Source organism: Serratia liquefaciens ATCC 27592, from assembly GCF_000422085.1.
Taxonomy (GTDB): Bacteria; Pseudomonadota; Gammaproteobacteria; order Enterobacterales; family Enterobacteriaceae; genus Serratia; species Serratia liquefaciens.
On the sequence record NC_021741.1, the window covers coordinates 3,235,026 to 3,254,352 of the forward strand.

Consider the following 19,327-nt stretch of genomic DNA (forward strand, 5'->3'; position numbering starts at 1 on the left):
TAAATTAATGCGCCAGTGAAGTAACGGCCATTGTCAGGCTATTACTTGGGATCCGCCTGCCGGAGTTCAACAAAGGTACCATCACGGCTGTCAATCTCGTTAAAGAACCAAACACCGGCTGGGTAGTCCGGCAAAGAAACCAGGTACATGATCCCTTCGTTAAACTCTTCTACCGCCAGGATCACCCCTTCACGCCGTTGTTTGCCATCCGTCTTTACCGTGACCAGATCGTTAACTTTCATGCCGTACCCCATCATTTATCAGTGATGTCAGTGTATTACAAAATGAGGTGAGAAAAATACCGCGCCGGTAGTTAATCCGGCATCAACCTGTATGGATCCTGCTAAAGCGTAGCAGCCCAACGGCTTTTCACTTTCTTAACGTTTTGTCCGCAGAATCTTAAGCGCACAACGGTTAGTCTGTTTTCTGGTGCTTCCCCCCAGAGAAGTATCAGCAAATGAAGAAGTAACAAGGAACTTTTGCCCGCAGACTTGCGGGCTTTTTTTTGCCTGCACCAAATTACAGGCACAAAAAAACCCGCCTTGGCGGGTTTTTATTAATCAGCAGAAGCCGATTAGATAGCGGTAACGTTAGCCGCTGACGGACCTTTAGCACCGTTCTCGATAGAGAACTGTACGTTCTGGCCTTCAGCCAGGGTCTTGAAGCCTTGATCCTGGATAGCAGAGAAGTGTACGAACACGTCTTTGCTGCCGTCTGCTGGAGTGATGAAACCAAAACCTTTAGACTCGTTGAACCACTTCACTTGACCTTTGATCATGTTAGACATGTCTAATTCCTTCAATATTAAATGTAAGCCACCATGGGCAAGATATAGCCGGTCATCAGTTACTTATGGAGGCACTAGAAAGGAAATTCGTCAGTGAAGAGCTATCTAGGATAACGCTTTAAATTTGAACTACTTTACTCAAAATGTCGTGCATAAATAGGTCTGTACCACAGGCCGAGAAGCATTAACTCATGATGGGACTTTAATAGCAACTCTTTTTGTTAGCCCCTCGGTGGAAACGGGGCTAAACGCACAGGATTTAACCCATTTTGCTTGTTTTTTGGTCACTTCTGGTTCTGTTTACCCGATAATGGGGGCAATCGGCTGCCGCAATATTTGCAAAATATTGCCTCCGTCTCGTGGCCACCTCGTTGACATTGTTCACAATTTCGCCTTTCACGACTGCGTTGCAGTTCTTGCGACATGTAAGCTGTCAGAATACCGGTCGGTACCGCAATGATCGAATAGCCCACCAGGATTAGGACCGAGGTCAATAATCGGCCCAACGGAGTATGGGGAACGATATCGCCGTAGCCCACGGTGGTCAGCGTGACGACCGCCCAATAGATAGCCGCCGCCAGGCTGGTAAACCCGCCGCTGCCGCCCTCTATCGCATACATCAAACCGCCAAAGACGCACAACACCACGGCGACAAAACCAAAAAACATTGCCAGCTTATGGCGCGCCAGCTTGATGCTGCGCCAAATCATGCCCATTTCGCTCATGTAACGCAGCAGTTTCAATACCCGCAACACCCGCAATATTCTCAGGACACGCAGCAGCATGACGAATTCCATCGTCATCTGCGGGAACAACCAGATGATGTACAGCGGCAGCACCGTCAACAAATCGACGATGCCGAAAAAACTTAATGCATAGTGTTGCTCAGGTGGCGTACTCCACAGGCGTAACAGATACTCAAGGGTGAAAATGCCGGTAAAAATCACCTCGGCCCAGAAGAACAGATAAATGGCCTGCCGTCCGGGCGAATATAAGGCACTGCCCCCCGGCTCGAGGAACAGCAGTATCACGCTGAGCAGCGCGGCACCTATCCAAAAGGTTTCCATTCTGCGCCCAATGCGCGAATGGTTATCGAACAACAGCCGATAGCTGCGCTGGCGCCAACTGAGCGCCGCGGTGTCAGTAGTCATAGTCCAATGTCTTATAACGGGAAGTTGCTCATATACTAGACCTGAACCTTAACGCCGCCAACTCTCCGCCCCTTCTTCAGCGGCTACAAATGATAGTAATTCTCGCCTGAGTAATTTATAGTTGCGCTGCGTAACTATAAAGGGAGATTGACCATGCTTAGAGGGCATACGCTGGCAGCATTTTGCTGCACCACACTATTATTGTTGGGCGCTCCAGCTCAGGCACTGGACCTGTCCTACAAGGCACCCGAGCCCAGTATTAAACCCGCACCCGCACCCAAAACCGCGCTCGGCCCTGCGGAAAAAACTGCCAAGGCGCCCGTGGTCTGGTCGGAGTCAGAAGATAAAACCGGTTTTCGCGTCGATCTGGAATGCGATCACCCCGGGTGTAGCCAGAAGCGCACCAAACCGTATTCGTCGCTGAACAGCCCGGTGAAAAAAACCGACCGCCGTCGCCAGTCCGATCCCTATTCCACCAATCAGGATCCTGAGTACAGCGTGAATATGGGTTATCAATGGTGACCGTGCTTTAAGAGTTATCCCTATATCGGCAGCAACGCACACTTCATACAATGGCTTCCTGTTCACCACTCCTCCTGGTGCTGGACACAACAAGCTGTGTTGCAATTTTTTATGCGCCTCCCTATAGGCGCTTTTTTTATGTATGAATATCAGCCAGTTACAACCTTACAGAATGGTCTCATTGCAGCTCAATGTGATAGCTGTCACAAATAACGCCTCTTAAGCCACGCTTTATCGGAGGTTAGTCAGATGGCGACTGAATATTTATCTTTGCTGGCAGTGTTAGCCGGCATCGCAGGTTTCGCACTGTATAAACACTTTAAATCACAGAAGAAGAGTACTTTGCTGCGTCCGCACGACCGTTGATGCAACGGTGGTTTGGGGAATGGCATCAATGCTGTGCCCCAAACCACACAACCGCACTTTGTCATTTTTTTATCACAAAATTGTCACAATATAGCCATATCATGGTCGGCGATTATCCGCACTGGCTCAACACCAAGGATTTCGTTATGACCACCATGATTAAAGCAACAAACCACCAGGAAGCCGAAAAGCTGATCCGCTACGGCACGGCGAAAAAAATCGAACTGGCCTATGACATCGACAGCGATGATTTTTTCCAGCTCGCCAGCCTGTGGTGTGATAGAGGTGCCAAAATTTCCAAAGGGAAAGAACACTTTATCGTCTCGCTAAAAGGTTTTCGCATCCCGCCAAATGATTGATGTTATGCCGCCCTTGCGGCGGCGCCCCCTTCCCCCGAAAAAATCGCCCTGTGAGCTACACTCTCTCCTTAGCATTTCAGTAAGATAAATCATCAATTACTGCAGCTGGTTACCTAGATGGGTCACTGCGCCTGAATGCCAACCGAGGAGAATCGTCATGTCTGCGAACCCGCAACTGCCCAGCACCATGAAAGCCATTGAGATCAGCCAGCCCGGCGAACCGGAAGTTTTGGTTGTCGCACAGCGGCCGCTGCCGTTCCTGCAACAAGGGGAGATCCTGGTGAAGGTCGCCGCCGCCGGGGTTAACCGCCCTGACGTGTTGCAACGCCGCGGCCAATACGCACCGCCTCCCGGCGCATCGGATATCCCAGGCCTGGAGATCGCTGGCGTGGTGGTCGCCACCGGCGTCGGCGTGCAAAATTATGCCGTTGGCGATAGCGTCTGCGCCCTGATTGCCGGTGGCGGCTATGCCGAATACTGCAAGGTGCATGAAAGCAATGCGCTGCCGGTCCCCAAAGGATTTAGCCTGGTCGAGGCAGCAGCCATCCCGGAAACCTTCTTTACCGTTTGGGTCAATGTGTTCCAGCGCGGCAACCTGAAAGCTGGCGAAACCGTTTTGATCCACGGTGGCACTTCCGGCATTGGTACCGTCGCCACCCTGCTGGCGAAAGCCTTCTGTGCTCATGTGATTACCACCGTTGGCTCGGAAGAGAAGCGTCAGGCCAGCCTGGCCTTGGGGGCCGATGTGTCGATCAACTATCGCGACGAGGATTTTGTCGAGCAGACCCGGCACGCAACTAACGGCAAAGGGGCTGACGTGATTGTCGATTTGATCGCCGGCGACTACCTGGCGAAAAACTACCAGGCGGCAGCGATGGATGGCCGCATTGTGCAAATTGGCACCCAGAATGGCGTGGTGAAGGAGTTGAACCTGATGCCGCTGCTGCTCAAACGTCTGACCCACACCGGTTCCACGCTGCGTTCGCGAAGCGTTGAAGACAAAGCGGGTATTGCCGCCGATTTGCTGCAAAAGGTTTGGCCATTGCTGGATCGCGGTGCGTTAAAACCGCAGATCTTTAAAACCTACCCGCTGGAACAAGCAGCCGAAGCCCATGCGTTGATGGAGTCGAGCCAGCACATCGGCAAGATCATGCTGACCCTCTAAGCTGTGCCCCGCAGCCTAGGCTGCGGGGCCTGTTTCATCTGCCTGGCGTATGCACGTCTTCAGGCGTTGAGTCGGTACTGTCTAACTTTTCCTGCGCCAGCGCTTCATCTTCGCTGTCTTTCTCCAGGCTTTCCTGCTGCGCCCCCTGCTTCGGCGAATACACCAACTCCACCATAATCGGGAAGTGATCTGAACCGACGCTGGTCAACCGACGCAGCGATCCGAGCACGAAATCATCGCTGTGGAACACGTGATCCAATGGCCAACGCAGGAACGGATAACCGGCATGAAAGGTGCTGAACATGCCCCGACCACGGCGCGGATCCAACAAACCGCTGACTTTAAGGAACAACCGGGTGGTGGTCGACCAAGCCACGTCATTCAGATCGCCGGTCACAATCACCGGAAACTCCGATTTGGCCGCACTTTTCCCGACCATCACCAGTTCGGCGTCGCGGTCTTCCGATTCCTCGTTTTCAGTCGGGCTCGGTGGCATTGGGTGCACACAGTGCAGACGCACCTGCGGCCCCTGATCCAAATGCACCATCATGTGCATCGACGGGATCTGATCATCCACCAGATATTGGATCTGCGCATCGCTGAGTTTCAGCCGCGAATAAACGTGCATGCCGTACAGATTATCCAACGGACATTTCAACGTGTACGGGTAATCCTGCTCCAGCACCGAGAGCTGCTGTTCCCACCAGCGGTCGGTTTCCACCGCCACCAGCACGTCCGGACGCTCGGTCGCCACCAACGCCAGCAGCTTATCCGCCTGGCGATTGGGTGTTAACACATTGGATACCAGAATGCGGATACGCGGCTTTTTTTGATAGCCGGTAAAGTCCAGCACCTGCGGTTTGCTCAGCCGGGTGTAAGGGTAAATCCAGGCCGCCTGGTAAACCACACAGGCCAGGTTCAGCGCCATCATGCCCCACACCCAAGGCGACAGCGGCACAAACAGCAGATTCAGCAACAACACCAGTAGCGAAAGCGCCAGTATCTGCAGGCGGGGAAAATCCCACACCCGAATCCACCAGGCTGCATGCTTTGAAAGCGGCGCAATAGTCACCAGCGCCAGCAAAAGCGTCAGTATGGCGGTAATCCCTGTCACGTTTATTTCCTCATTCTCATCGGCCTGGGCCTGTCGGGGTGACGGCCTCTTGGCTGCCGTATCTGGCGGCAGCCAAAGATTGCCATAAAAAACCTATCCCCCGCCAGCGGGCTTAAGGAATAATCTTGCGACGACGGAATTCGTCAAACAGTGCGAACAGCATCGCTTCGGTGTCGACAAACTGATGAAAGCCAAAGCGTCGCGCCTTGCTGCCGTCGGCAAACATGTCGTAATCCCACGAGAAAACAAAGTCCGCGAAGCGCCAGCTCGCCACCGCGCGATAATCCGCTTCGGCCAGGCCATGCTGCTGCGCCAGCGCCTGCCACAACTCGCTTTTGTCTGCCATCACCGACGTCAGCGGCATAGGCAGCGGCGGCGCCACTTCCAGACCAAAGTAGCCGGCAATTTTCGGCCACATCTCACTCCAGCGAAACAGATCGCCATTGTTGATATTAAACGCCTGATTGGCCGCCGCCGGTTCCGTCGCAGCCCATAGCGTGGCGCGCGCCAGCAGACCCGCATCGGTCATTTCCAGCAGGCTGTGATAGGCCCCCGCTTTGCCGGGGAATCGCAGCGGCAACCCCAGAGACTTGCTGATGGAGGCATAGACCGCGATAGTCAGGGCCAGATTCATCGGATTGCCGAGCGAGAAGCCCCCCACCACGCTGGGCCGGATCGCGCTCCAGCGCCAATTTTTGCCCTGCTGACGCCGTTCAAGATAGCTCTGCTGCTCAAGATTAAACTCCGGCGGCATGTGCCCGGCATCGCTTTCCCGCGCCGGCGTCTTGAACGGCCCCAGATGCGCGCCGTAAACTTTATAGCCCTGCATCAGGCTGATGTGCTCCAACCCATGCGCTACCGGCTCCAGCGCCTCCACCACATTGGCCAACATCGCCAGATTCGGTGCAACCAGCCCCGCCCAGTCCGGCGCATCCTGGTAGGCAGCATAGAAAATATGGCTGACCTCGGTTAGCGGGCGCAAGGCATTGCGCGTCGCCTGAGCATCCAACAGATCGACCGCCACATAGCGCACTTGCGGCCGGTCGACGCCCCCGCGTCGTGACAGGCCAACCACCTGCCAACCTTGCCGTTCCAGTTCTTCAATCAGCTTGCCGCCAATCACGCCGTTAGCCCCGACTACCAACGCCAGTTTTTCATTTTGCATAGGTCACCCTGCTCGCTTTTGTTTGAGGCCCTCACTGTGAGTGATTAGCAAAGCTTGCGGTAGAGGCGTAGTGTTACTAACACTTATAAGTAAAACCTATAACTGGAGCGCTGATGGACAAGCTGAACGCCATGAAGACTTTCATGCGGGTCGCGGAACTGGGCAGCCTCTCGGCAGCCGCCCGCGATTTGGGCCTGACGCAGCCGGCGGTCAGCCAGCAGATTACCGGTCTGGAACAACAACTGGGCGTGCAGTTGCTGTTTCGCAGCACCCGCTCCGTCACGCTGACCGACGCTGGCGGCGGCTATTATCGACAAATCAAACCGATTCTGGCGGCGGTGAGTGAAGCAGAGGAAGCGCTGCACGGCATGCAGCTGCGCCTGCAGGGCCCCTTGCGCATCCATGCCCCAACCGGCTTCGGTCAACAGCACCTGACGCCGCTGGCGATAGCTTTTCAGCAACAGCATCCGGAATTGAATATCGAACTGTTGCTCGACGATCGCCGGGCTGACGTGATCGGTGAAGGTATCGACGTGGCAATCCGCGTTGGCGAAATAAATACGCCGGGCACGGTGGCGCGCCGGCTGGGGGAATTACAGCGTATTTTAGTGGCTTCCCCGGCCTATCTGGCAGCGCAGGGCGAGCCGCAAACTCCCGCAGAGCTGGCGAGACATCCGCATATCCGCTATAGCGGCTTGAGTGACGGCGATGCGCTGACCTTAATTGGCCCTCAGGGTGCCGAGGTAGTGAACCTGCGCCCGGTCTTTCGCGCCAACAATACGTTTTCGCTGCTGGCGGCCATCGAATCAGGATTGGGTATTGGCGGAGCACAGCGCCCGCTGATTGGTCGGCAACTGGCCAACGGCAGCCTGGTACCGGTGTTAACGGCCTGGCATTATCCGCCGATGGCGCTGCATGCGGTTTACCCCGCAGCGCGGTTTATTCCCGGTAAAGTCCGGGCCTGGGTAGATTATTTGCTGGCGGCGTTGGGGAGTATTGAGGGAATTAGGGTGAACAAAGCCCCCGACAAGGTGCCAGGGGCATAAAGATTATTTGAACAGTTTACCGACCATGTCGCCCAGTTCGTTGCTGTTCGACTGCACTTCGCCATTTGGCGAGGCCGCGTCAGCGACCGTTGGCAGGAACTGTGCAATGGTGGCTGAAGCCTGAGCCGGATCGATCCCCAGCTTTTCCGCCAGTTGGTTGATGGCATCGCTGCCCAGCGCTTGCTGCACGTGATCGCCGCTAATCTGCTGGTTTTCACCGTTGCCCAGCCACGAGCCGACCACATCGCCGAATTGACCCTGGCGGAACTTGTCCAGAATCGCCTGCAGGCCACCCTGCTGCTCAACCCATTGCATAATGGCGACGTAATCAATGCCCTTACCGTTGGCACCGCCCAGAATGTTGCCCAATACGCTATCAAACAGACCCATGGTATTCCCCTTCCGATCGTCGGCTCTGCCGCTCGACCGCAGTGATTTAACGAAAAAGGGCCGCCGCAGCGACCCTGTTGATCAGCAACTGATTAATTTCTGATCTTTCTGTAGACAAAAAGCACCACCAGGGCACCGATGACCGCGACAACAAAGCTGCCCAGGTTGAAGCCATCAACACGGCCCATACCGAAGAAGGTACTGATATAGCCGCCGACAACCGCACCGATGATCCCCAGAATAACGGTTACGATAAAGCCGCCGCCGTCTTTGCCCGGCATAATCCATTTAGCCAAGATACCGGCGATTAACCCAAAAATGATCCAGGAAATGATGCCCATTTTTACTCTCCCTATTACTTTTTGCCCAAAGAAACTCTGTTTTCAGGCCCGCGTCGGCGCCTGATCCAACCCTGACGATACTTTCACAACCACAATCCTGTTGCCCTGTGCTGACCGTTAACGGCAGCGCGATGCAGGGTGAATCTTGATAAACACGCATATTCACACTGTTACTATAGACAAATATCAGCAGTTTACCCATTTCCGTGTGTCTGAATTTAGCTGTGCAAAAATCAACCGCATTCATCAAACTGTCATTACTCCGCGCTATAACAACAGGTGAATATTGCTGCAGGGGACAGACCATGACCAACACACCGTTTCTGCTGATACTGGCTGCAATCTATGCGCTGGCCGCCGCCTGGGACGGTTCTGCCGCCTTGTTGTTCCAGTGATGTTACACGCGCTTTGTCACTTTTCGAGTGGTTTTAAATGTGTCTTGTTTTGTCTGCAAATTTAATCAGTTGAAAAATAATGACAAATAGCGAGCCGTTTGGATAAAAATCCCATTGGCTACCGGGCCTCAATTTTCGCAAAAGGGCTTGATAAGGTGGCTGAACCACTCGGCAAAGGCGGTTAAACGCGCCGAACGTTGGCGGCGGTGAGGATAAAGCAAGGCAATGCCCATTGCCGGTGGCCGGGCCTGCGGCAAAACCTCACATAAGCTCCCGTCCTCCAGGTAGTGCTGAACATCAAAGCGCGGTATCTGAATCATCCCCAACCCTGCCAGACAGCACCCAATATAATTTTCCGCATTGTTTACCGTGACCCGGCTACGCAAGATTTTTTCCATGTGCTGATCGCCCCGCTGCCAAACCCAGGTATCTGCCCCGGCCAAAGTCGGCTGCGCGTAGCCTACCCCCCAATGCCCCGCCAACTGCTCGGGATGCTCCGGCGTGCCGTAACGTTGCAAATAGTCCGGGCTGGCGCAGTTGATCATGCTTAATCGCCCCAGCGGCTGGCTGACCAGGCTACTGTCGCTGAGACTGCCGACGCGCACCACGCAGTCGATCCCTTCCTGGATCAAATCGATCGAACGGTCGCTGGCGCTGAGAAACAGTTGAATGTCGGGGTACTGCACAAAAAAGTCCGGCAGCGCAGGCACTATCATTCGCCGGGCTATACGACTGGGCACATCGACCGTCAAACGACCGTCGATCGGGCCGTTTTGCCGATGAAACAGGCCTTCCAGTGTTTGAACGTCGAACAACAGGCTGCGCGCTTTTTCGAGCAACAGCTCACCGTCGCTGGTCAATTGCACCCGGCGAGTGGTGCGGTGAAACAGGCGGGCACCCATTTCGTGTTCCAGTTGTTGTATCGCCGCCGAAACCGTGGTTTTTGGCATCAACAGGATTTGCGAAGCGCGGATGAAACTGCCCACCTCAGCAACCTGGATAAAAACCCGTAATCTCCCTATTTTATCCACCGGTTGTGCGTCCTGATTAACAGGCTGCGGCCCGGGCCGCAGCAGAATTAAGGTTAACGGGTAGTATAGCCACCGTTGGCGAACAGCGTCTGCCCGGTGATCCACCAGCCGTCAGTGACCAAAAATTTAACGATCGGCGCAATGTCCTCGATATCGGTCAGACCGGTTTTCGAGAACTTGCTCAGCGCGGCGGCACTGCTGTGGTACGCCACCGCCTCCTTGCTTTCCTGGCCATAGAAGAACGGCGTATCCATTGGTCCCGGACCAATGGCGTTCACGCTGATGCCGCGTTCGCCAAACTCCTTGGAAGCCGCGCGGGTAAAGTGCTCCACCGGCGCCTTGCTGCCCGGATAGACCGCATAAAACGGCGTATAGGCCGCCAACAGCGAGCTGACAATGGTCACAATTCGGCCGTTATCGGCCAAATGTTTACCGGCCTGCTGGATAAAGAAAAATGCCGCTTTGGCATTGATGTCGAAACTGCTGTCGTAATCGGCTTCGGTCACTTCGGCAATCGGTTTTTTAATCACCAGACCGGCGGTATTGATGGCAATGTCCACCTTGCCAAACGCCTTGACGGCCTCCTTAAACAGCAGCGCCACGTTAGCCGGCTGGGTGAGATCGCCCTGCACCGCAATCGCCTCGGCACCTGCCGCCTTAACCGCCTGCAACGTTTCCTCCGCGGCAGCACGAGTGGCGTCGCTGTTGTAGTGCACCACCACGGCCGCCGCGCCGTTGGCGGCCAAATCACGCGCCACCAGGCCACCCAGGTTCTTGGCGCCGCCGGCGATCAACACCACTTTTCCATTTAAAGATTGCTTGCTCATTACAGTGACTCCGTTAGTGAAGGTTGCAACGAGTATAGAAACTGCGACCGCTCAGATAATCTGTCCAAATTGGGATGAACCATCCCGCTTTTTCGGTCAATAGCAACGATCAGGCCGTTAATTTCCACAGCGTGATCGCCCGCCGGGCATTCGGCGTAAATCGCACTACACTTGTAAGTTCCCGGCAGCAATAGTCACAACCAGAAACTATTGTCCCTCGCCCGTGGGATGCAAAACGCCTGACGGGCCACAACAGAGGTCAATGTCATGTTGATTCAACCCTATCTTTTTTTTAACGGTAACTGTGAACAGGCGATCAACTTCTACCAGCAGCAGCTGGGCGCCAGAATCGAAATGATTATGCGCTACAAAGATATGCCCGAGGAGGCCAAGCAAGGCGGTCCTCAGGACGTCAATCCAGAGTCCATCATGCATGCCCGTTTACTGATTGGCGAAACGGCGCTGATGGCCTCCGATGGGTGTCCGCAGGACGGCGGCGAAGCTTCGCATAAAGGATTTGCCCTGTCGCTGGATCCGAGCGACGTGGAGCAAGGCCGAGCATTATTCGAGAAGCTGGCGCAGGGCGGCCAGGTCACCATGCCATACCAGGCCACCTTCTGGGCCAAGGGTTTTGGCATGCTGACCGACCAGTTCGGGGTCAATTGGATGATTAACGTTGAATAACCCGTCATCCCGCCAGGGTGTCCGCCACCGACAGCGGATACCCTGGTGCCAAGATCAACGGTAGTGATACCAGTCATAAGCCGCCATCGCGAACAGCACAAACAGCACCGTCAACAGCACCAGTCCCAAACGCCAATAGGGCGATTTACGCTGCCGCCAGGCAAAAATCATCATTAGCGCCAGCACACCCAAGGTCAGCGGGTAATAAACCACCAGCGTCAGCAAAGTAATAATGATGTAGTCAGACATATGCGTGAACCCTGTATTTTCTATGCCGGTTTTGCGGCGAATTGTAACACTCCGCTTGAGTGGCTCATGCATTTTTGATGTTAAGGGAGTAGTGGTCGGCGTGATTAACGAATAAGATGTAAGATTGTTCTTAACACGATTTAAAGACTTTATAACAAGGGTGACATGACACAGCAGCAACCGCAGGATGCCGAACGGCCACGCAACGGTAAAAATTCCCCGTTACTTTTTCAGGCCGGCGTATTTGTCGTCATCGTTGCCGTCACGCTGATTCTGTTTAACGGCTGGCAGATTTGGAATGCGCACCAGCGCGACTTGCAAAGTGCCGAAAATGAATCGGCCAACCTGGCCCGCTCTCTGGCACAGCATGCCGATGACACCTTTATGCAGACCGACACTACGCTGTCCGATCTGACCGAACGCATTCAGACCGACGGCCTGGGCCAACCGCAACAGCTGCGACTACAGAAAGTGATGCAAACTCAGGTTGGCAACCTGCCCCAGTTGCATGGCCTGTTTGTTTACGATGCTCAGGGGAACTGGATCGTCACCTCATCGGGCCGGTTCATACAAAATGCCAACAATGCCGATCGTGAGTATTTCAAATTCCACCTGAGCCACAACAGCAACGCGATATTTATCGGCAAAGTGGTACGCAGCCGCTCTACCGGTGATTTAATCATTCCGGTCTCACGCCGGATCAACAACCCGGACGGCAGCTTTAATGGGGTGGTACTGGCCACGCTGTATGTCGATTATTTCCGCCAATTTTACGACACCTTCGCATTGAACAGTGACGCCTCGCTCAACCTGCTATTGGCGGACGGCACCATTCTCTACCGCCGCCCCTACTCCATTGCCGCGATTGGCAAAAATATTTCGGAAGGCGTGTTGTTCCGCGAAATTCTACCCCACTCTGAGTTCGGCAATGCCACCATCACTTCGCGGTACGACAAGGTGGAACGGATCTACGGTTATTCGCGGGTTAATCGCTATCCGCTGGTGATAGCTGCCGGACTGTCGAAGGAAGATGCGCTGTCCGACTGGCGTAATGATACCGGCGTGTTTGCCCTGGGTGGCGCGACACTGTTAATCATTTTACTGGCGATGGGTCTGGTACTGATGCGCCAGATTAACCACAGCGTACGCACCGAAGCTGAACTGATGCGCACCCGCGATCAGCTCACTACCATCAACCGAACGTTGGAAGAGTTGGCGTTGCTGGACGGGTTAACCGGCCTGGCCAACCGCCGTCAGTTTGATATCGCCATGAAGAACGAACTGATGCGCGCTTCGCGCAATTACCGCAGCGTGGCGTTGCTGATGCTGGATATCGACTGTTTCAAACAATATAACGACATCTACGGTCACGTAGCCGGCGATCAGTGTCTGCAACAGATTGGACAAACGTTGAAAGGGCTGGCGTGCCGCAGCAACGATATTATGGCCCGATATGGCGGTGAGGAAATGGCCATTATTCTGCCGGATACCGACACTCAGGGCGCACTGATTTTCGCCGAACGGGTGATTGAATCGGTGCGTGAGCTGAAAATACCGCATACGGGCAACCCTCACGGTATTGTCACCATCAGTATTGGCATATTCGCCAAAGTGCCGCATATGTATAACGACACGCCAATTGGCTTTATTAATCAGGCCGACAGCGCCCTGTATCAAGCCAAAGCACAAGGGAAAAACCGCATTTATCCCGCCTGACCCATTGGGCCGCCTCCCCCCGGAGGCGGCCCCTGAATTTGTTTTCTTCCGCTCGGAAAATCAAAATCAACCCGCTGATCATAAAACTAAATTTAATTTAAATCGTTAATCTACTTTCGCTGATAAATTAATTAATAGCGATTAAATCTATTTTTATCCATTCGTGCCATTAGCGCGTCGTTTAATATCTGTTTACTTTTTGGCGCATTTTAATAGTGCTAGGATAATTCAATCCAGCTATTAGCATCAACTAGTTCAATTCAACAATAATTCCCGCTGGTTATATATTCCTTTCAAATAAAAACAATCAAAACATCCCCTTCGCAAGGAGATATTATGCGCATGGAAAACCTGACGCCGGAGCAGGCGTTAATAACGTTGCCACAGCAACAGTGGGATAGCGCCCCAGCGCCCTTTTCCCCCTCAGCCGTCGAAGCGCTCGAGCAAGGCAAGCTGGTATTTTTGCCCGAACTGGCGTTTCCCTTGTTGGCTGGTGAAATGGCGCTGCTGGATCCCGCGTTGGTCGATACAAAACGTAAAAACATCAGCTACTGGCCAGAAACGAGCAAATTATCCGGCGTGGCGATAGCCGCGCAGCAGCCACAGGTCGAGACGTTGCTGTCACGCTATTATCAAGCCTGCCTTCAACTGGTTGCCACTGTGCTGCCCCACTATCAACAAGCTTTGCATTCGCCGGTCAACACACTGCGCCTGCATCCGGTTGCGGCCTGGCGCAAGACCAGCTCATGGCGCAAGGATGATAGCCGGCTGCACGTCGATGCCTTCCCGTCGCGCCCGAACTATGGTGAGCGCATTTTGCGCATTTTCACCAACATCAACCCCAATGGTGAACTTCGCCAATGGCGCATCGGCGAACCCTTTCCTCAACTGGCGCAACGCTTTATACCGCGCCTGGGCCGCTATTCACCGCTGAACAGCTGGCTGCAGCACAAGGTCGGCATCACCAAACGGCGCCGCAGTCATTACGACCACCTGATGCTGCAACTGCATGATGCCATGAAAGCCGACCAGCACTATCAGCAACAGGGCCCGCAGCTGGCGCTCGACTTGCCGCCGGGCAGCAGTTGGATCTGTTTCTCCGATCAGACGCCACACGCGGCGATGGCGGGTCAGTTTATGCTGGAGCAAACTTTCCTGTTGCCCGTCACCGCAATGAAGAATCCACAGCAATCACCGCTCAAGGTACTGGAAACCCTGCTACACCAGCCCTTGATCTAATCCGGTTCCGCCAGCAGGGTTTCACCCTGCTGCTGTGCCAGTTGATAGTGGGTGACATCGCTATGGCGACCAATCAGTTCGGCAAGCTGCGGTGAGTGGCTGGTGATCCACAATTGGCTATAACGGCTGGCTTCGGCGATCAGCATGGCCAATGCCGGCAACAGTTGCGGATGCAGACTGTTTTCAGGTTCATTGAATGCCATAAATGCCGGCGGACGCGGGCTGAGCATCGCTACCGCCAAACAGAGGAAACGCAGCGTGCCGTCGGAAAGTTCGGCACTGTCCAAGGGGCGTAAAATGCCGGCACGGTGCATCAATAGCTGGAAGCGTCCCTGAGGGGCCTGAATTTCAAATTCGCTGTCGGGAAACGCCTGCGCCAGAATGTCGCGCAGCAACTCGCCGTTGCCGATCTCGCAGATGGTTTCAAAAGCGGCCGCCAGATTACTGCCGTCATGCGCCAGTACCGGCGCGCGAATACCCACCTGTGGCGCTCGCAACGGTGAACCGGGCCACACGGCAAACTCGTGGTAAAAACGCCACTGCCGCAGATTCTCTCGTACCTGGGACACTTCAGGATACAGATGCGGATCGGCAAGCTGACCAAATACCGATTCCTCCGCATGGAGACTGGCAGGATAAGTGGCGCGATCGCCCTGGATATTCGTCAGGAATGCACTCTGGTTGCGCCTTTCGAGTACCCGGGTTGAGGGGCGACGACCGTGGCCCGAGATCCACAGTGACTCCTCTTTGACCAGCGGGTCGAGTTGAAACAGGCTGCCGGTCGGCTCAGGGAAGCCTAGCTGCAGCTGATAGTCGAAATCATCCAGAGTGGCTGACAACAGCATCCGTTTCGGATCGCCCCGGCGATCACCCGGTCGCAATCCCCCGGCCCACATCGCCTTCTGAATGCCCCCCTCTTCAGCCAACGCAGCAGAAAGCCGCCCACAGGCGGCCTCGTGGATCAATCGCACCGCTTTATACAGGTTAGATTTTCCGCAACCGTTCGGGCCGCTGATCACATTCAGACGGCCCAATTGCAGCTGCAAATTACGTATAGAGCGAAAACCGCTCAGTTGGAGTTGTTGGATCATCGTCGCCACAAACTCTGTGTCAGGAGATGGTGCATCTTACCATGGCACCATCTCACCGGCCTTTAGCTTGTCGGACCGAGGTCCCCTTCCTGCCGCGCCACCAACGTCAGGATACTGTACAGCGCCACCGCCTGCTGATGTTGGTTGAGTACCTGAACATCCCATACCACCACGCCGTGTGGACGATCCTCCGCCGTTTTCTGCGGCTTACGGATTTTCTTTTTGCAGGTCAGCCGTACCTGAAGGGTATCGCCAATCTTCACCGGCTCGATAAAGCGCAGGTTTTCCATACCGTAGTTGGCAATCACCGGTCCGACGCCCGGATCAACAAACAGCCCGGCGGCAGCAGAAACCACAAAGTAGCCGTGCGCGACCCGCTCGCCAAACAGCGATTCGGCCGCGCCGATCTTGTCCATATGGGCATAGAAGTGGTCGCCACTCAGGCAGGCAAAATTGACGATATCGGCCTCGGTCACGGTACGCCGCGCCGTCAGCAGGCTTTCGCCCAGGCGCAGTTGCTCGAAATATTTGCGGAACGGATGTACCGGCTCTTCAATCACCGTCGCGCCGCGCACCCACTCACGGCCGATTGCCGCCAGCATGGCCGGACTGCCCTGAATGGCCGTGCGTTGCATATAGTGTTTTACCGCGCGTAGCCCACCCAATTCTTCACCACCACCGGCTCGCCCTGGCCCGCCGTGCACCAGCATCGGCAACGGAGAACCGTGGCCGGTGGACTCCACCGCCGCCTGTTGATCCAGGATCAGCATTCGGCCATGCGCGCAGGCGGTGGCGCGGATAAAGCGCGTCGCCAGCGCCTCATCGGCGGTCACCAGTGAGCCAGCCAGACTCCCCTGGCCCATTAACGCCAGCTCAATCGCCTGTTCGGTATGCTGATAGGGCATCAGCGTCGCTACCGGGCCGAATGCTTCGGTGCCATGCACCGCCTGATGGCTAAAGGGATCGGCACAGTACAACAGCGTGGCCGGATAAAATGCCCCCTGCTGCACGCCTTCCCCGCTCACCTCCAGGTTATCTGTTCTCGCGCCGCACAACGGTTCGCAACCGTTATGCAGCAGGTAATCCACCTTCTGTTGCACATCGTCGCGCTGCTCGCGGCTGACCAAGGCCCCCATCCGCACCTGTTCCAGTTTAGGATCGCCCACCGTGACGCCACTCAGCCGCTGCAACAGCGCCTGCTGTACCTCTGCCACCCGTTTCGCCGGCACGATAATCCGCCGGATTGCGGTACATTTTTGCCCGGCCTTGGCGGTCATCTCGCGGCACACTTCTTTGATAAACAGCGCAAACTCCGGCATCTGCGGCGTAACGTCCTCGCCAAGCACGCAGCAGTTGAGCGAGTCTGCCTCCATGGTGAAAGCAATCGACTTTTGCAACAGGCGCGGGTGCGCACGCAGCTGCTGACCGGTCTGCGCCGAGCCGGTAAAGGTCACCGCATCCTGATAATCCAGATGTTCAAACATATCGCCGACGCCACCGCATACCAGTTGCAACGCGCCCTCTGGCACCAGACCGCTGTCGATAATCAGTCTGACCATCGCCTGCGTCAGCTGCGCCGTGGCGGTCGCCGGTTTGATGATCGCCGGCATGCCGGCCAACCAGGTGGGCGCCAGTTTTTCCAGCATCCCCCAGCAGGGAAAGTTAAAAGCATTAATATGCAACGCCACGCCAGGGCGTGAAGTCAGCACGTGTCGGGCGGCAAACTGCGCCTGTTTGGACAGCGGGATCAGTTCGTCTTCCGGCCACAGGGTATCGTCCGGCAGTTCGCGCCCAGCCAGCCCGGCATAGGCAAACAGCGTGGCGATACCGCCTTCGATATCCACCCAGCCGTCACTGCGAGTCGCGCCGGTCTGGTACGAAATCTCATACAGCGTTTCTTTGTTGGCCAGCAGGTGCTTAGCCACCGCTTTCATCATTTGCGCGCGCTGCTGGAAGGTCATCTGTGCCAGCGCCTTGCCGCCCTTGCTGCGCGCATACTCCAGACTGGCGGCCAGCGGTAGACCGTCGGAACAAACCTGATACAGCGGTTGGCCGGTGACGGCATGGTGGATTTCACGGGCTTTGCCCTGGCCGTACACCCAGGCGCCAGAAAGATAACTGTGTAGCTGCTGCATTTGCTCCTCCGGAATTCATAAATTTACACCACAAGGATTAATTACGTATCACATATTGTCCAGTTTTCACCAGAATGAAATTTAACAAAATAAAAACAACCAGACATTGAAAGCGCTCAGACAGGCGTTCACTCTCATAAATTAATTTTTAATATCATTAAAAAACAATAAAATAACAACACTCCTTGTGAGCACCCTCGCAAAACCACACAAATGCCGTTTGATCTTTTTGTTATCAGTTTGTAGCCTTATGGTTAGTTAATGTGATTCACATTTTTATATTTAATGTGAAAAATACGAATCACCAAGAGGCACGCATGACAACTGACGCGCAACATCAGCAGCACTTCGACGACAAAATTGCGGCGGATACCTCGATTGAGGCCAAAGACTGGATGCCGGACGCCTACCGCCAAAACCTGATCCGCCAGATTGGCCAGCATGCCCATTCCGAAGTGGTCGGCATGTTACCGGAAGCCAACTGGTTGACGCGCGCCCCCACCCTGCGCCGCAAAGCGGTGTTGTTGGCCAAGGTGCAGGACGAAGCGGGGCACGGCCTGTACCTGTACAGCGCCGCGGAAACCCTGGGCTGCTCTCGTCAGGATATCTACCAGAAGATGCTCGACGGCAAGATGAAATACTCCTCGATCTTCAATTACCCGACGCTCAACTGGGCGGATATCGGGGTGATCGGCTGGTTGGTGGACGGCGCGGCCATCGTTAACCAGGTGGCGCTGTGTCGTGCGTCCTACGGCCCCTATGCGCGGGCGATGGTGAAAATTTGCAAGGAAGAGAGCTTCCACCAGCGCCAGGGTTACGAAGCGGTCATGGCGATGGCTAACGGCAGCGAACAACAGAAGGCCATGCTGCAAGATGCGATTAACCGCTTCTGGTGGCCGGTACTGATGATGTTTGGCCCCAGCGACACCGATTCACCGCACAGCGCGCAGAGCATGGCCTGGAAAATCAAACGCCACAGCAACGATGAGTTACGGCAGAAATTTGTCGACAACACCGTTCCCCAGTTGGAAGCCCTGGGCATGGTCGCACCGGACGCCGATTTGGCCTGGGACGAAGCCACCGGCCACTACCGCTTTGGCGAAATCGACTGGAGTGAACTGCATGAGGTGATCAAGGGGCGCGGCCAATGTAACCACGAACGGCTGCAAGCCAAACGCCGCGCCTGGGAGGACGGTGCCTGGGTTCGCGATGGCGCTCTGGCCCACGCGTCAAAAAACACCTCAACCGCCGCATAAGGAACCGATGATGACACATGCCCAATGGCCACTGTATGAAGTGTTTATCCGCAGCAAACAAGGGCTGGCGCACCGTCACGTCGGCAGCCTGCACGCCGCCGACGACCAGATGGCGCTGGAAAACGCCCGCGATGCCTATACCCGCCGCAACGAAGGCTGCTCAATCTGGGTGGTGCAATCCAGCCACCTGATCGCCTCGCAGCCGGAAGATCGTGAAGCCTTTTTCGATCCGTCCGATGACAAGATCTACCGTCATCCGACGTTCTACACCATTCCCGACGGCATCAAGAACATGTAG

21 protein-coding genes are annotated in these 19,327 nt (G+C 55.2%); 9 read left to right on the forward strand and 12 right to left on the reverse strand.

What is annotated here, in order from left to right; translation table 11 throughout:
- Positions 1–41 precede the first annotated feature (41 nt).
- The 3 genes from dsrB to M495_RS15255 form a co-directional block, all read right to left on the reverse strand.
- Positions 42–242 carry a protein DsrB gene (gene dsrB, locus M495_RS15245; RefSeq protein ID WP_020827577.1) on the reverse strand — a complete coding sequence of 67 codons (201 nt, stop codon included), beginning with the start codon at positions 240–242 and terminating at the stop codon, positions 42–44.
- Between the two features lie 332 nt (positions 243–574).
- The gene (cspE, locus tag M495_RS15250; RefSeq protein WP_004946278.1) at positions 575–787 is read right to left on the reverse strand and encodes a transcription antiterminator/RNA stability regulator CspE; all 213 of its coding nucleotides are present in this window, start codon (positions 785–787) and stop codon (positions 575–577) included.
- A gap of 284 nt (positions 788–1,071) precedes the next feature.
- Positions 1,072–1,938: an ion transporter gene (locus M495_RS15255; RefSeq protein ID WP_020827578.1), complete on the reverse strand. Its 867-nt coding sequence runs from the start codon at positions 1,936–1,938 to the stop codon at positions 1,072–1,074.
- A 153-nt stretch (positions 1,939–2,091) separates the two neighbouring features.
- On the opposite strand from M495_RS15255, the gene M495_RS15260 reads away from it, so the two are divergent.
- From M495_RS15260 to M495_RS15270, 3 genes are all read left to right on the forward strand, one after another.
- Positions 2,092–2,460, forward strand: coding sequence for a hypothetical protein (locus tag M495_RS15260; RefSeq protein ID WP_041414720.1), 369 nt, complete (start codon positions 2,092–2,094; stop codon positions 2,458–2,460).
- Positions 2,461–2,972: 512 nt separating this feature from the next.
- Positions 2,973–3,185, forward strand: coding sequence for a hypothetical protein (locus tag M495_RS15265; protein ID WP_041415483.1), 213 nt, complete (start codon positions 2,973–2,975; stop codon positions 3,183–3,185).
- Between the two features lie 157 nt (positions 3,186–3,342).
- On the forward strand, positions 3,343–4,350 hold the full coding sequence (locus M495_RS15270; RefSeq protein ID WP_020827581.1) for an NAD(P)H-quinone oxidoreductase: 1,008 nt from the start codon (positions 3,343–3,345) through the stop codon (positions 4,348–4,350).
- 34 nt (positions 4,351–4,384) lie between these two features.
- Here M495_RS15270 and M495_RS15275 read toward each other — a convergent pair whose 3' ends face one another.
- The gene (locus M495_RS15275) at positions 4,385–5,464 is read right to left on the reverse strand and encodes an endonuclease/exonuclease/phosphatase family protein (protein ID WP_020827582.1); all 1,080 of its coding nucleotides are present in this window, start codon (positions 5,462–5,464) and stop codon (positions 4,385–4,387) included.
- Positions 5,465–5,576: 112 nt separating this feature from the next.
- Positions 5,577–6,629: an SDR family oxidoreductase gene (locus M495_RS15280; protein ID WP_020827583.1), complete on the reverse strand. Its 1,053-nt coding sequence runs from the start codon at positions 6,627–6,629 to the stop codon at positions 5,577–5,579.
- Positions 6,630–6,742: 113 nt separating this feature from the next.
- Here M495_RS15280 and M495_RS15285 point away from each other — a divergent pair, with 113 nt between their 5' ends.
- Entirely contained in the window at positions 6,743–7,675 is a 933-nt protein-coding gene (locus tag M495_RS15285; RefSeq protein WP_020827584.1) for a LysR family transcriptional regulator, read from the forward strand.
- Between the two features lie 3 nt (positions 7,676–7,678).
- Here M495_RS15285 and M495_RS15290 read toward each other — a convergent pair whose 3' ends face one another.
- The 4 genes from M495_RS15290 to M495_RS15305 all read right to left on the reverse strand — a co-directional run bounded on the left by M495_RS15290 (position 7,679) and on the right by M495_RS15305 (position 10,659).
- On the reverse strand, positions 7,679–8,065 hold the full coding sequence (locus tag M495_RS15290) for a YidB family protein (protein ID WP_020827585.1): 387 nt from the start codon (positions 8,063–8,065) through the stop codon (positions 7,679–7,681).
- A 92-nt stretch (positions 8,066–8,157) separates the two neighbouring features.
- Positions 8,158–8,406, reverse strand: a complete 249-nt coding sequence (locus M495_RS15295; protein WP_017893301.1) for a GlsB/YeaQ/YmgE family stress response membrane protein — start codon at positions 8,404–8,406, stop codon at positions 8,158–8,160.
- Positions 8,407–8,929: 523 nt separating this feature from the next.
- Entirely contained in the window at positions 8,930–9,832 is a 903-nt protein-coding gene (locus tag M495_RS15300) for a LysR family transcriptional regulator (RefSeq protein ID WP_041414723.1), read from the reverse strand.
- Between the two features lie 53 nt (positions 9,833–9,885).
- A complete protein-coding gene (locus M495_RS15305; protein ID WP_020827588.1) occupies positions 9,886–10,659 on the reverse strand; it encodes an SDR family oxidoreductase in 774 nt (257 codons plus the stop codon).
- 267 nt (positions 10,660–10,926) lie between these two features.
- Here M495_RS15305 and yjdN point away from each other — a divergent pair, with 267 nt between their 5' ends.
- On the forward strand, positions 10,927–11,343 hold the full coding sequence (gene yjdN / locus M495_RS15310; RefSeq protein WP_020827589.1) for a VOC family metalloprotein YjdN: 417 nt from the start codon (positions 10,927–10,929) through the stop codon (positions 11,341–11,343).
- Between the two features lie 54 nt (positions 11,344–11,397).
- Here the strand turns inward: yjdN and M495_RS15315 are convergent, their stop codons facing one another.
- Positions 11,398–11,592 (reverse strand): hypothetical protein, encoded by a 195-nt coding sequence (locus M495_RS15315; protein WP_020827590.1) that lies wholly within the window; start codon positions 11,590–11,592, stop codon positions 11,398–11,400.
- Between the two features lie 165 nt (positions 11,593–11,757).
- Here M495_RS15315 and M495_RS15320 point away from each other — a divergent pair, with 165 nt between their 5' ends.
- Both M495_RS15320 and M495_RS15325 read left to right on the forward strand, forming a co-directional pair.
- On the forward strand, positions 11,758–13,308 hold the full coding sequence (locus tag M495_RS15320) for a sensor domain-containing diguanylate cyclase (RefSeq protein ID WP_020827591.1): 1,551 nt from the start codon (positions 11,758–11,760) through the stop codon (positions 13,306–13,308).
- Between the two features lie 342 nt (positions 13,309–13,650).
- On the forward strand, positions 13,651–14,547 hold the full coding sequence (locus M495_RS15325) for a Kdo hydroxylase family protein (RefSeq protein ID WP_201766299.1): 897 nt from the start codon (positions 13,651–13,653) through the stop codon (positions 14,545–14,547).
- On the opposite strand, the gene M495_RS15330 is transcribed toward M495_RS15325, so the two are convergent.
- Entirely contained in the window at positions 14,544–15,638 is a 1,095-nt protein-coding gene (locus M495_RS15330; protein ID WP_020827593.1) for an AAA family ATPase, read from the reverse strand. The two genes, M495_RS15325 and M495_RS15330, sit on opposite strands and share 4 nt — an antisense overlap.
- A gap of 62 nt (positions 15,639–15,700) precedes the next feature.
- Positions 15,701–17,773 (reverse strand): phenylacetic acid degradation bifunctional protein PaaZ, encoded by a 2,073-nt coding sequence (gene paaZ / locus M495_RS15335; RefSeq protein ID WP_020827594.1) that lies wholly within the window; start codon positions 17,771–17,773, stop codon positions 15,701–15,703.
- Between the two features lie 317 nt (positions 17,774–18,090).
- On the opposite strand from paaZ, the gene paaA reads away from it, so the two are divergent.
- Positions 18,091–19,029 carry a 1,2-phenylacetyl-CoA epoxidase subunit PaaA gene (gene paaA, locus M495_RS15340; RefSeq protein WP_020827595.1) on the forward strand — a complete coding sequence of 313 codons (939 nt, stop codon included), beginning with the start codon at positions 18,091–18,093 and terminating at the stop codon, positions 19,027–19,029.
- Between the two features lie 10 nt (positions 19,030–19,039).
- The gene (paaB, locus tag M495_RS15345; protein ID WP_020827596.1) at positions 19,040–19,327 is read left to right on the forward strand and encodes a 1,2-phenylacetyl-CoA epoxidase subunit PaaB; all 288 of its coding nucleotides are present in this window, start codon (positions 19,040–19,042) and stop codon (positions 19,325–19,327) included.